This window comes from Rhizobium phaseoli, from assembly GCF_010668805.1.
In the GTDB taxonomy this organism is placed as follows: Bacteria; Pseudomonadota; Alphaproteobacteria; order Rhizobiales; family Rhizobiaceae; genus Rhizobium; species Rhizobium phaseoli_A.
Genome location: NZ_WUFT01000035.1, coordinates 1 through 12,711 on the forward strand (window position 1 = coordinate 1; position 12,711 = coordinate 12,711).

Below are 12,711 nucleotides of genomic sequence, written 5' to 3' on the forward strand. Positions count from 1 at the left end.
TGCCATTGTGGTTCGAGCATTACAACACGCTTCACCCGCACAAAGCTTTGGGATATCGATCTCCCCGCGAGTTCTTAAACCGTCAAACAGAAATCTGATCCTGTCCGGTTTTTATGGGGCAACTCCAGTCCATGCGAAGGCCTGAGCCCTTTTCAGAATTGTTTTTGATCGAAGCAAGGTCGGAACGACGTCAATGCCCGGGCGGTCAACAAGGTCCTTGCTTCCGATCACGCGCCGCGCCCAGGCAGGCCCCCAATTACGTTACGACATTGTCTTCAGCGCTTTGAATGACAATCGCGTGTATGTCCCCTTGACAAATTTTCGCGAGCTTCAATAATAAGTCACCGCCGGTTATAATAGTGAACCACAAAGACCGCGGAACTCTTGTTAGGGGAACTTGAATGACTCAAGAAGTAGCTTCTACTGACCGCGGTCTACGCGCTGGAACACTGGGAGCGGCAGCCGTCACGCTGATGGTCGTGTCTGCCGTTGCTCCTTTGACGAACATGGCCGGCGTCCTGCCGGTCGCAATTCTTTTCGGAAATGGCACGGCTATCGTCCCGGCTTTTATGTTGATGATGGTCTTGGTGCTTATTTTTTCGGTGGGATATGTCACTATGTCGCGTCATGTGCAGAACGCGGGCGCGTTCTACACGCTGATCACGAAAGGACTGGGAAAGACAGCGGGAGGCGCTGCTGCTCTTGTTGCACTGTTGGGATACAACTGCATGCAGATCGGCATGTCGGGGATGTTCGGTCCCGTCTGTGCTGATCTGGTCAAGACTTTCACGGGTGCGGCAGTGCCCTGGTGGGCATTTAGTCTAGCCGCCTCAGTTCTCATTGGCGTGCTCGCCTATCGGCGAGTCGACCTTTCCGCGAAAGTCCTGGGGATTTTGGTACTGGCCGAATTCGCCGTTATTCTTATACTCGACCTCATGATTGTCTACAAAGGCGTTCCTGGCGGCTTTGACCTCGCCCCGCTTTCACTGGCTGGCATGCCCAGTACCTCCGCACTCGGGGTCACGTTCGTGTTCGCCTTCGGCTGCTACATCGGCATTGAAGCGACCACGCTCTATAGTGATGAGGCCAAGGACCCCAAACGCACGATTCCAATCGCAACATATGCTGCGGTTCTCTTGATCGGCATATTCTATTCAGTTTCAACAATCTGGATTGTAGAAGCGGCCGGGACGTCCACGATCGTGGCCCAACTCCAGAGCATCGGCGATCCTGTCCAGTTTGTATTCAAGATCACTGAACAGTATGTCGGCAATTGGCTTGCGGTCACAATGCGCGTGTTGTTTGTGACGAGCGTGTTCGCCTGCCTTCTGGCGTTTCACAATCATGTAGCCCGCTACTTTTACTATCTGGGCAAAGAGTGTTTGTTGCCGTCCTGGTTGGGCCGAACTCACGACACTTATCAAAGCCCCCATCGCGGGACCATTGTGCAGACAGTTGTCGCTCTCGCTGTGATATCTGCCTTCGCGATCGCTGGTCTTGATCCACTGCTTACTTTGTTTGCTTGGATTGCAAATATAGCCGTGATCTGCATCATCCTTTTGATGCTATTCGTCTCCATCGCCGTCATAGCGTTTTTCAGCAAGAATCCGAAACTGGAGCCTAACCAGCCGATCAAGACAAAGTTGATGCCGGCTCTGGCTATTGTGGGATTTGCCGCGGTTGCTTACTTCGGCATCTCCGGCTTCGACATCTTGACGGGAGCCTCTGGGCCGCTGGCGATTTTGCTACCTTCGACAATCTTGGTGGCTGGAATCATTGGTGCGGTAAGGGCAATGATGCGGCCGGACGCGGTATCGCGGCTGAGTACTGATACCATCTAAAAAGGCCAACGAGGATCTGATTGGGCTCGCTTTACGGCGGGCCCTTTCGATGAACGTTTAAACTTGGTCGACAACCAGCCGTATGGTGGTTGGCCTACGTACTTTCATCTCTGGCGGGGTCTGGTATCGAGCGATGGGACGGTCGACGCGAGAGCGAAACGCCCCTACCAATCACATCGTCTGACTCGGTGACTTGTGATGACGGCTTGGATATATAATTGCGTTACCCATCGGCGACTAACGCCTAAAACCTTTGCAAACGGACCGTTTGCAAACTTGCCACTCCTCACTGGATCAACAGCCTGAGTTGTAGTGTCATATCCCCCTAGAGGCTAGCTGTAGCGATCGACGGCGAGATCGGTCGCGTCGATATCTGGTTTACGGAGGGAGACGAGGTCGGCGATTATCCGTGCCGAACCGGAGCTCATCGTCCAGCCGAGCGTTCCGTGTCCGGTATTGAGGAACAGGCCGGCGACCTTTGTCGGGCCGATGACCGGCGTACCGTCGGGCGTCATCGGGCGAAGGCCAGACCAGAAGCTCGCCTGCGACAAGTCTCCGCCGGGGAAAAGATCTGTCACCGAATGCTGGAGGGTTAGCCGCCGCGGCTCGCCGAGATCGTTGCTATAGCCGGATATCTCCGCCATGCCGCCGACACGGATGCGGTCGCCAAGCCGTGTGATGGCTATCTTGTACGTCTCGTCCATCACGGTCGATACCGGTGCGCGGGTGGCATCGGTAATCGGGATCGTCAGCGAATAGCCCTTGACCGGATAGACCGGCAAGCGGATGCCGTGGGAGCGAACGAGAAGGGGCGAGAAGCTGCCGAGTGCCACGAGCACGGCGTCAGCCTGAAGCCTACCATGCGCGGTGACAACACCGGTAACCCGGCCACCCTCCACGTCGAGCCCACGTATGATGCTGCCATAGTTGAACTGTACGCCAAGAGTTTCAGCCTTTGCGGCTAGCGCATTGGAAAACTTGAAGCAGTCCCCGGTCTCATCCTTCGGTGTCAAAAGGCCACCGACGATCTTCTCGCGCACATGCTCCAGGGCCGGTTCGACGCGGATGCAACCTTCAGGGTCGAGCACCTCAAAGGGAATGCCATCGGCGGCAAGCGCCTTGACATCCTTTGCCGAGGCTTCGAGCTGGGACTCGGTGCGGAAGAGCTGCAACGTTCCCCGCATGCGCTCGTCATAGGCTATCCCGGTTTCCTCGCGCAGCGCCGCAAGCGAGATGCGGCTGTAGTCGGCAAGGCGCAGCATACGGCTCTTGTTGAGGGCGTAGCGGGCTGAGGTGCAGTTGCGCAGCAGCTGCGCCATCCAGGCCAGCATGGCGATATCGGCTTTGGGGCGCAGGATCAGCGGCGCGTGCTGCATGAACAGCCATTTCATGGCCTTCATGGGAATGCCGGGCGCGGCCCAGGGGGAGCAATAGCCGAAGGAAACCTCGCCGGCGTTGGCAAAGCTCGTCTCCAGCGCCGGGCCGGGCTGCCGATCGACGACCGTAACCTCGTGCCCCGCCTTGGCAAGCTGATAGGCGGATGTGACGCCGACGATGCCGGCGCCGAGAACGATGACTTTCATGATGTCCTCACTGGAAAAATTCGGAGCTCAGCGATAACGCCGCGCGTAACGATGACCGAGACCGGTCAGGATTTCATAGGAAATGGTGCCGGCGTTTTGCGCGAGATCCTCCAAAGTTTGATTCGGACCCAGCACCTCCACGAGGCTACCCAGCGTGAGGGTGCCCTCAGGAAGAGCGGAGATATCGACAGTGATGCTGTCCATGGAGACGCGCCCAACGATCGGCAGGCGCACGCCGCCGGAATAGACAGCGCCGCGGCCGGAGAGACTGCGTCGCAAGCCATCCGCGTAGCCGGCCGCGATCGTCGCAAGTCGCGTTTCGCCCGCCGTGACGTGGGTTGCGCCGTAGCCGACGCGTGCACCTGAAGGCACGGTGCGGGTCTGCACCACGGCAACATCGAGGTTGACAACGGGCTCCATCGGGGTTGCCAGGCCGGCAGTCGGCACGCCGCCATAGAGCGCGATGCCCGGACGGACCAGCACCCCGTGATAAGCCCTACCCAGGAAAATGCCGCCGGAATTGGCGAAACAGACGGGAAGCTGCGGAAATTCGGCTGCGACGCGCGCCATCTCCTGACGCTGGTCCTCGTTCTGTTCGCTTTCCGCGTCATCCGCCGAGGCAAGGTGGCTCATGACGAACAGGACATCGATGCCGCTCTCCGCCGCGACCAGATCGGCAAGTGCCCGCCGGTCTTCCGGTGGCAGGCCGAGGCGCGACATTCCGGTATCACACTGCAACACTGCGGGCAGGGTACGGTCCAGCGCCTTTGCCGCATCGGCCCACTGATGCCATTGTTCCAGGGAATTGATGATCGGCACAAAGCCGTGTTCGGCGGCTGTTGTTTCATTGCCCGGCTGAAGACCGTTTAGCACGAACATCGTGGCGTCGTTAGCAAGATAAGGTTTCAGGCGCAGCGCTTCGATGAACTGCGCGACAAAGAAGTGGCGGCAACCTGCGGCATAGAGCACCGGAGCGACCCGTTCGGCGCCGAGCCCATAGGCATTCGCCTTAACGACGGCCGCCGTGCGGCCCGGCGCGACTTCGGCCGAAAGCCGCCTATAGTTGCGGACAAGCGCCGAAAGATCGATTGTTAGATAGCCGGATGACCCCGCCCTTTCACTCAGGCTTTGCTGCTGTTTTAAACAGTTCATTCATACCCCCGCGCTGTCGTGAACCTAGTGAAAGGATCGTGAAATTGCCGACGAAACAGTGACTGATTGTTGTGACTGGGTGTGATTTTTGAAACAAACTGCGAATTTTTGGAATAAACAACCATGGCTGCACTGGACGCGATCGACCGCAATATCCTTCGGCTTCTGCGGCTTGACGCACGCATGAGCAACGCGAGCTTGGCCACCGAAGTCGGCCTGTCGCCTTCAGCCTGTCTTCGCCGGATCAAGCTGATGGAACGGGCTGGTGTTATCCGTGGCTATACCGCGCTCGTGGATGCGGGAAACAGCGATGCGACAATCGCCGTCATTATCAACATCACGCTGGAGAGGCAGACTGAGGATCGTCTCGACCGCTTCGAGGCAGCCGTGCGCAAGCATCCGGAAATCCGAGAGTGTTTCCTGATGACGGGCGGATCCGATTACTTGCTAAGGGTCGAGGTCGCCAATGCCGGCGAATTTGAGAGCATCCACAAGGAGATCTTGTCCAAGCTTCCCGGCGTGCTCAGAATCCATTCGAGCTTCTCGATCCGCAATGTCTTGGCTACGCGGCCAAGAGCGAGAAGATAACCAAGGTTGCCCTCGCGGAAATATAACAGTTGATGCGGGATTGCTTGGGATGTTCTTTTGTTTTGTCGTACGGACGGCGCCAGCCGGCCCACCCACTCTTCACTTAGAGAAGCGTCTGAGAAAAAAGGGAAAGAATAAAAACATCGCGCACAGACTTCCCGGATTCCAGATGGACGGACTATGCCGCCATGCGACCAGTACTTTGTGCTTGCCCGATTCGGAACTGTTGGAGACGCTGTGTCAGCGCCGCGACCTCGCTGGCCAGTGTGTGAGTCGCGGCGTTGGATTCTTCGACCATAGCAGCATTTTGTTGCGTCATTTGGTCCATCTGTCCGACAGCCGTGTTAATTTCGTGCAGGCTGCTAGCCTGCTCGCGCGCTGCGCAAACGATGGCTTCAACGTGTTGATTAATCTCCTGAACCTCTTTCACGATCGTCTCCAACTCGGCACCGGTTTGTCCAACCAATGCGACGCCTTCATTGACCTGACTGCTCGACATCGTAATGAGGGCCTTGATTTCCTTGGCCGCAAGCGCCGATCGCTGGGCAAGCTCCCGCACCTCCTGCGCGACAACGGCAAAGCCCTTGCCTGCATCACCCGCACGGGCGGCCTCTACACCTGCGTTAAGTGCAAGAAGGTTCGTTTGGAACGCAATTTCGTCGATGACGCCGAGGATATTGGAAATCGAACCGGAGGAACGCTCGATTGCGCCCATTGCCTCCACGGCGCGACGAACTACGCTACCGGACTGTTCCGCGCGTTGCCGGGTTTGCGAAACGCTGTGTCCAGCTTTCTCCGCGCGTGCGGTTGAACTCTTGACAGAACTTGTGATCTCCGCAAGTGCCGCCGCCGTTTCCTCAACGGAAGCCGCCTGCTGTTCTGTGCGACGGGCCAGGTGGTCAGCCGCGTGGCGGATTTCGTCCGAGCCGCCCTGAATGATGATTGTGTTGTCGGAGAACGCGAGCATGGCATCCTCAAGCTTCTCGACCGAGAGATTGAAATTGTCCCGTATCAGGTCCAAGGACGGGGTGAACGGACGGCCCAGGCGAACCGTCATGTCTCCGCCAGATAGCTTTCGCAGGCCATCTGCAAGTTCGTGAACAGCAAATTTAACTTCCACTTCCTGGGCTTCAGCAATGCGCGCACGCTCAATGCGCTCGGCCTCCTGCTGCTCGCGCGAGCGCTCGGTCTCGCGCTCCAATTCTACCTTACGCCTGCCGGCGTTGCGCAAAACATCCAGCGAGCGAGCGAGATCGCCGATTTCGTCATTGGTTTCGGTGTCGGACAAGGTCACGTCAAAATTACCTCGCGCCAATTCAGTGGTCTGGCTGATGGCGCCAGCGATCCGCCTGCTGAAGCGGCTGGCGACGAACCAGCCGGCAAGGCACATGACGATCGCACAGGCCGCGATCGTGGCGGTGGACGTGATGATCATCCGGTATAGGTCAGCCAGAACAACCGATTTTGGGACAGAGACGATGACATACATTGTCGCCCCTTCGAACGGAGTGATTCGTTTGGAAACGGAAATGTCTGGAGTGCCGTCCTGTCCCATAGTCTCGGCGTGACCCGTGTCGGTCGACACCAAGGCGTCGAAAAAGCCGCCATTTGCGCCGTCATCCGTCAGCGGCTTTGTCAGCAGCGCCGGGTCCGGGTGGACAATAAATGTCTTGCCAGCAGAAATCAGTATGACGCGGCCAACACCCATCGGCTTTGCCGAGGCCAGGCGGGTGGCAATTGTATTAAGATCAAAATCCATACCAAGCGAGCCAACACTTTTGCCATCGCTATGAAGCGGCATGGCGATGGTCGTCATTAGAAGCTTCTTGTCGCCGATCGTGTAGAGATAGGGGTCAAAAAGCATTGCTCTTCCCGCGGGCAGCGCTCCGACCACACCGGCCAGTTGGGGATCGTCGTAGCCAGGGGTAACCATGCTTCCGGTATTGGCGCCATCCCGGAAGAAATAGGGGACTAGGCGACCGGTCTGGTCGTGGAGCGGCTTTCCGATGAAGTCCTTATCGCGTCCATCGAACGCATTCGCATTCCAAACGGTGAAGGCCGCGAAAGCCAGAGGGTTGTTTTCCACCGTTTCGGACAAGATATCGTTAACCGTCGCGCGGCTGTCTTGGTTTGCATGCTTCTTTAACTGCGAGAGTGTAGTCTTGAGGTCGAACACCGTCTTGTAAGCGTTGCGAAGGTCAGCCTCGACCTGAAACGCAATGGCGTCCGCCTCTGTCGAGACCTTGTCGATGCTCTGGTTGTAAGCGCGTTCGTACGACGTCAGGAAGAGGGCGCCCGCCACAGCAAACGTTGACGCTAGACCTAGCGCTACAATGGAGAAGGTGTTTTTGAGTGTTGCAGATCGAAACATGCGATTCCCCATTGATGTGGCGAGGTATGCGGAAAGACAAGAAGACGCTGCGAGCGTCAAATAAGAAGTTGTGTTCGCAACTAATATTGAAGCGAAATATGCTAATAAAGCGTCAATTCTGCTCTGATCGAGATGGCTACCGTTATCCGGTGCGGCCCGCACGAGACTGCAGCCTCAGATCGTTCCAGTCTCCTGGACGGAAACCGTCGGGCCGCCTTATTGTAGATTGTTCTCTTTGAGCCGGAACGGCTGAGAGTTGGAGGCTCCAACGGTGGTTCGATGGAAGGGAAGCGACCTCAAGCCTGTCAGCGTTTCATTAGAATCGCGAGCATCCGGGTCAGATCAGACGACGCCTCTTCTCCTAGGACTGCCCGCAGTTTCGCGTCATATTCGATGGCAAGTCGGCCAAGATCCCTGAAGACCGTGAGCCCGTGCGGCGTCAGGGTAAGGAATTCAGCGCGCCGGTCATCTTCACTTGGAGTGCGAACAAGCATCCCCACCTCCTCGAGCGCCGTGACCGCGCGGCTGACCTTCGTCTTTTCGATATGGGACACTATGCAAATGTCTCGCGCGGTCATCGAGCCAAACTTGCCGAGATTGGCCATAACGCGCCACTGCGTGCGGGTCATGCCGTAACGTTCGCGATAGACGCTCTGGAAGGCGTGCGATGTCGCCTCGGCGGCCTGATTGAGAAGGTAAGGGAGAAATTTCTCGAGATCGAAGTCGGGTTCCAAATCCTGCTCTGCCATTCCAATATCCGTTTTCCTGCTAGCAGAGTCTGCCATAGGAACAGGGATAAGTCACGGTGCGGGCTGTACCCTGTCAGGATGGGCGTCAGCGAAAGCCTCAATTGTTTCAAGTCTTGAGGTAATCGCTGCCGTTCTCGGAAATTGCTTCAAGTCCACATCCCAGCGCCGGGCATTATAGATTTGCGGCACGAGGCATATGTCGGCCAGGCTGATGACATCGCCGTGGCAATAGAGACCTGAAGGTCCTCGGTTTAGCATGGCTTCGAAATCTTCCAACCCTCCCGAGATGAAGTGGACCATCCAGTCTACCATGCTGGTTCCGGCCAGCGATGTCGCATAGCGGGCAACACGTAAATTGCAGACGGGATGAATTTCCATCGCAATCGCATAGGCGAGCGCTCGAACGCGCGCTTTATCCTTTGGTTCGCCGGGCAGCCAGCCACCTCCACGCGTCTCGTCCAGATACTCGAGTATCGCGAGCGATTGTGTGAGTTCAACACCATCGATTTCAATAGTCGGCACCAGACCTTGCGGATTGCGGGCGAGGTAGTCGGCGCTGCGTTGCTCGGCAGAGAGCAAATCTATCGCAACGCCGGAGTAGGGCTGGTTGAGCAGGTTAAGTCCTATTCGGACACGGTAGGACGACGACGATCTCCAATAGTCGTGTAGAATGGGCTCGCTCAGCATCGTAAGTCTCCTGCCTTCATTCGTCCAACACTAGCTTGACAAAGTTGCAAATGCAACTAAATTGACTGCTACGACAGACCTTCTTGCCGAGTTGACGATGAACCAGAACACCCTTGCTCATCCCGCTGCACAAATCCTGGTTAATGCCCGCCCGCATGAGGGCTACATGCCGGGCTTCGGGAACGATTTCGAGACGGAAGCGCTGCCGGGCGCCCTGCCGCAAGGCCAGAATTCGCCGCAGAAATGCGCTTACGGATTATACGCGGAGCAGCTTTCCGGCACGGCCTTCACAGCGCCTCGCGGACACAATGAGCGGACCTGGTGCTACCGTATTCGCCCCTCGGTCAAGCATGCGGGGCGCTTTGCGAAGATCGACCTTCCTGACTGGAAGTCCGCACCGCATATCCTACCTGACGTCATTTCGCTGGGTCAGTACCGCTGGGATCCGATCCCGCATTCGCAACAGAAGCTGACCTGGGTCACTGGGATGAAGACCGTCACCACCGCAGGAGACGTCAACACACAGACTGGCATGGCGAGCCACGTTTATCTCGTCACCGACTCCATGGTCGACGAATATTTCTATTCCGCTGACGGTGAATTGCTGGTGGTGCCGCAGGAAGGACGCCTCCGCTTTTCTACTGAGCTTGGCGTGATTGACCTGGAGCCGAAGGAAATCGCAATCCTCCCCCGCGGGCTCGTGTATCGCGTCGAGGTGTTAGAAGGTCCTTGCCGCGGCTTCGTCTGCGAAAACTACGGCCAGAAATTCGATTTGCCCAATCGCGGCCCGATTGGCGCCAACTGTCTTGCCAATCCGCGCGACTTCAAGTGCCCGGTTGCCGCGTTCGAGGACAGGGACGTCGCTTCAAGGGTCATCCTGAAATGGTGCGGCCAGTTCCATGAGACCCGGATCGATCACTCGCCCCTCGACGTTGTCGCCTGGCACGGCAACTACTGCCCTTACAAATACGACCTGCGGACCTATTCGCCGGTGGGCGCCATCCTTTTCGATCATCCGGACCCGTCGATCTTCACCGTGCTGACGGCACCCTCGGGGCAGGAGGGGACGGCAAATATTGATTTCGTCCTGTTCCGCGATCGCTGGATGGTGGCCGAGCATTCATTTCGTCCACCATGGTATCACAAGAACATCATGTCGGAGCTGATGGGCAATATCTATGGCGTCTATGATGCCAAGCCGCAGGGTTTCGCCCCGGGAGGAATGAGCCTTCACAACTGCATGCTGCCGCACGGCCCGGATCGCAGTGCGTTCGAAAACGGGTCCAACGAACCGATGGTGCCGCATTTCCAAGCGGAAACGATGAGCTTCATGTTCGAGACACGATTTCCGCAACATCTGACAGAGTGGGCGGCCAAGAGCGCGCCGATGCAGGACGACTATATCGAATGCTGGAATAGCCTAGAGAAAAAATTCGACGGCGCGCCCTGCGTTAAGCCGTGATCGCCACCGTCTCTGTCCTGATCGCCGCAAAGTACGGATATTGCATATGCCACTGATAGTCAGCTGGGTGGACAGCGCAAACGCTGCCAACTGCCCGTTTCCTCTGAATAACTTGCCCTGCGGCGTATTTACCTCGAGCGATGGCGCGCGCCATTGCGGCATGGCGATCGGCGACCGCATCATTGATCTGACAGCGCTGGAGGGCGCAGCCGTGATCGCGCTGGACGGCGGACCGCTTCTGGATCAACCAGACTGGAGCCGGCTGATGGCTGCGGGACCTGCTGTCTGGGCCTCTCTGCGCGAGCAGATAACGGCTTTGCTCCAGCACGGCTCGCAGCGCCGCAAGTTGGTTGAACCGCATCTCACCGTGATTTCCGGCGCGAAGCTGCATTTGCCCTTCAAGGTTGCCGAGTACACTGACTTTTACGCTGGGCGGCACCATGCCTTTAATGTCGGTACCATGTTCCGTGGCCCCGAAAACGCGCTTCCGCCGAACTGGCTACATATGCCGATCGGCTATAACGGACGTGCCTCCTCGGTAGTAGTTTCCGGCGCCGAGATCCGTCGCCCATGGGGGCAGATTAAAGGCCCCAATGACGAAATGCCGCGTTTCGCGCCTTCGCAACGCTTCGATATCGAACTGGAAATGGGCGCGGTGGTTGGTCTGCCTTCCGAGAGTGGCAAACCCGTAACCGTTGCGGAGGCCGATGCCATGATATTCGGCTATGTGCTTCTGAACGACTGGTCCGCCCGTGATATTCAGGCGTGGGAATACCAGCCGCTCGGTCCTTTCCAGGCCAAGGCGACGGCCACGACGATCTCCCCGTGGGTCGTCATGAAGGCGGCTTTGGAGCCGTTCCGGGTGTCGACACCGCCGCGCGAGGTTCCGCTCCTGCCGCATCTGAAGGAAGACGGACCGCTGCTCTACAATATTGATCTCGAAGTCGGCCTCGCCCCGGAGGCCGCGACGGAATCGGTCATCAGCCGTACCAATTATCGCGAGATGTATTATTCGGCCGCCCAGCAGCTTGCGCATCACACGACATCGGGTTGCTGTATGCGGACCGGTGATCTTCTGGGCTCGGGGACGATTTCCGGCCCAACTAAGAAAAGCCGCGGCTCGCTTCTCGAATTGAGCTGGGGCGGCAAAGAGCCGCTGACGCTCGATGGCGGCCAGGAGCGTAGTTTCCTCAATGACCACGATACGATCACCCTGCGCGGGCGAGCGCAGGGTGATGGATACACAATCGGCTTCGGCGACTGCACGGGACGCATTCTCCCGGCACTTGACGACCCCTACGCACGATAAGGAAAAGACCTATGGCCAAGGCATTTGCATCACAAGGCGACCTGAGCGAAAAAACAATCAGTTTCACCAAAATCGGCGACGGGCTTTATGCCTTCACTGCCGAAGGTGACCCGAACTCCGGCGTTATCATCGGCGACGACAGCGTAATGGTGGTCGAGGCTCAAGCCACGCCGCGACTGGCTCAGAAGGTGATCGACTGCATCCGCAGCGTTACCGATAAGCCGATCAGCCATGTTGTCCTGACCCATTACCATGCTGTGCGTGTTCTCGGTGCCAGCGCGTTCAACGCCGGCCAAGTCATCATGTCGGAAGTCGCCCGCAATATGGTGGTCGAGCGCGGCCAGGAGGATTGGGACAGCGAGTTTCAGCGATTCCCGCGCCTCTTCCAGGGCCATGAGTCCATTCCCGGTTTGACCTGGCCGACCACGACCTTCAGCGGTAGGATGTCAGTTTTCCTCGGCAAGCGCCGAGTTGACATCCTGCAGGTGGGCCGTGCCCATACGGCAGGCGACACGGTCATCCATGTCCCGGACCAGAACGTGATGTTCACCGGGGATATCGTCGAGGCACATTCGGCGTGTTACTGCGGCGATGGCCATTTCGCGGATTGGGGCACCACGCTCGAAGCGATCCGCGCTTATGATCTGGCGGCGATTGCACCTGGCCGTGGCGATGCCGTGGTTGGCCGCGACGCGGTGAACGCAGCGCTTGATCGCACCAGGGACTTCGTCGACTCGACCTTCAAGCCCGTGGCCCGGATTGCTGCGCGGGGCGGCTCTCTACGGGAGGCGTGGGACGCCGTGCGCGCCGAGTGCGATCCGAAGTTCAAGGACTACGCTATCTACGAGCATTGCCTGCCGTTCAATGTAGCGCGTGCCTACGACGAGGCCCGTGGGATCGATCATCCCCGGATCTGGACGGCCGAACGTGACGTGCAGATGTGGGCGGCCTTGCAAGGCTGATCGTTTC

The 12,711-nt window shown here is 57.9% G+C and carries 11 protein-coding genes; 6 read left to right on the forward strand and 5 right to left on the reverse strand.

The genetic code is table 11. The features are described 5' to 3' along the window. On the forward strand, window positions 1-98 hold a 98-nt coding region (locus GR197_RS30195; RefSeq protein WP_156536171.1), incomplete at its 5' end, for an integrase core domain-containing protein. 303 nt (window positions 99-401) lie between these two features. Continuing rightward, window positions 402-1,841 (forward strand): APC family permease, encoded by a 1,440-nt coding sequence (locus GR197_RS30200; protein ID WP_164016276.1) that lies wholly within the window; start codon window positions 402-404, stop codon window positions 1,839-1,841. A 332-nt stretch (window positions 1,842-2,173) separates the two neighbouring features. Here GR197_RS30200 and GR197_RS30205 read toward each other — a convergent pair whose 3' ends face one another. Continuing rightward, entirely contained in the window at window positions 2,174-3,424 is a 1,251-nt protein-coding gene (locus GR197_RS30205; RefSeq protein ID WP_018480555.1) for a D-amino acid dehydrogenase, read from the reverse strand. Between the two features lie 27 nt (window positions 3,425-3,451). Continuing rightward, entirely contained in the window at window positions 3,452-4,576 is a 1,125-nt protein-coding gene (gene alr / locus GR197_RS30210; RefSeq protein ID WP_018480556.1) for an alanine racemase, read from the reverse strand. A 123-nt stretch (window positions 4,577-4,699) separates the two neighbouring features. On the opposite strand from alr, the gene GR197_RS30215 reads away from it, so the two are divergent. Further along, window positions 4,700-5,164 carry an Lrp/AsnC family transcriptional regulator gene (locus GR197_RS30215; RefSeq protein ID WP_018480557.1) on the forward strand — a complete coding sequence of 155 codons (465 nt, stop codon included), beginning with the start codon at window positions 4,700-4,702 and terminating at the stop codon, window positions 5,162-5,164. Between the two features lie 178 nt (window positions 5,165-5,342). Here GR197_RS30215 and GR197_RS30220 read toward each other — a convergent pair whose 3' ends face one another. The 3 genes from GR197_RS30220 to maiA all read right to left on the reverse strand — a co-directional run bounded on the left by GR197_RS30220 (window position 5,343) and on the right by maiA (window position 8,971). Continuing rightward, window positions 5,343-7,535, reverse strand: a complete 2,193-nt coding sequence (locus GR197_RS30220; RefSeq protein WP_018480558.1) for a methyl-accepting chemotaxis protein — start codon at window positions 7,533-7,535, stop codon at window positions 5,343-5,345. A gap of 305 nt (window positions 7,536-7,840) precedes the next feature. Continuing rightward, the gene (locus tag GR197_RS30225; RefSeq protein WP_018480559.1) at window positions 7,841-8,284 is read right to left on the reverse strand and encodes a MarR family winged helix-turn-helix transcriptional regulator; all 444 of its coding nucleotides are present in this window, start codon (window positions 8,282-8,284) and stop codon (window positions 7,841-7,843) included. Between the two features lie 51 nt (window positions 8,285-8,335). Next, the gene (maiA, locus tag GR197_RS30230; RefSeq protein ID WP_018480560.1) at window positions 8,336-8,971 is read right to left on the reverse strand and encodes a maleylacetoacetate isomerase; all 636 of its coding nucleotides are present in this window, start codon (window positions 8,969-8,971) and stop codon (window positions 8,336-8,338) included. Between the two features lie 97 nt (window positions 8,972-9,068). Between maiA and hmgA the strand changes: the two genes are divergently transcribed. Genes hmgA through GR197_RS30245 form a run of 3 tightly spaced genes read left to right on the forward strand, consistent with a single transcriptional unit; the run spans window position 9,069 to window position 12,704 of the window. Beyond that, window positions 9,069-10,433, forward strand: coding sequence for a homogentisate 1,2-dioxygenase (gene hmgA, locus GR197_RS30235; RefSeq protein WP_018480561.1), 1,365 nt, complete (start codon window positions 9,069-9,071; stop codon window positions 10,431-10,433). Between the two features lie 46 nt (window positions 10,434-10,479). Further along, the gene (fahA, locus tag GR197_RS30240; RefSeq protein WP_130663801.1) at window positions 10,480-11,742 is read left to right on the forward strand and encodes a fumarylacetoacetase; all 1,263 of its coding nucleotides are present in this window, start codon (window positions 10,480-10,482) and stop codon (window positions 11,740-11,742) included. Between the two features lie 11 nt (window positions 11,743-11,753). Then, window positions 11,754-12,704, forward strand: a complete 951-nt coding sequence (locus tag GR197_RS30245; RefSeq protein WP_018480563.1) for an MBL fold metallo-hydrolase — start codon at window positions 11,754-11,756, stop codon at window positions 12,702-12,704. Window positions 12,705-12,711 lie beyond the last annotated feature (7 nt).